This is a genomic window from Pseudomonas sp. AC229 (assembly GCF_979254655.1).
In genome coordinates this window covers 1-235 of sequence record NZ_CEEDHK010000104.1, presented here as the reverse complement: position 1 = coordinate 235, position 235 = coordinate 1, and the positions used below count along the sequence as shown (strand labels likewise).

1 protein-coding gene is annotated in these 235 nt (G+C 60.9%); it reads right to left on the bottom strand.

All coding sequences use genetic code 11. The annotated features are described in order from the left end of the window. Positions 1 to 235, bottom strand: a 235-nt coding sequence (locus AC0IW7_RS25040) for a TGS domain-containing protein (protein ID WP_471821561.1), incomplete at both ends; no start/stop codon positions are given.

The following is a 235-nucleotide window of genomic DNA, read 5'->3' as shown; positions in this document are numbered from 1 at the left end:
CCGCTTTGCAGCGGCTCGGACAGCGGGGCCAGCCGGCGGTTGATTCGGCAAGCGATGCACGAGTTGCCGACCTCCGTGTGCACGGCATAAGCGAAATCCACGGCCGTGGAACCCTTGGGCATCTCCATGATTCGGCCGTTGGGCGTGAACACGTAAACCTCGTCCGGGACCAGGTCGATTTGTACGCTTTCGATATATTCCAGGGAGTTGCCGGCGCGCTGCTGCATTTCCAACA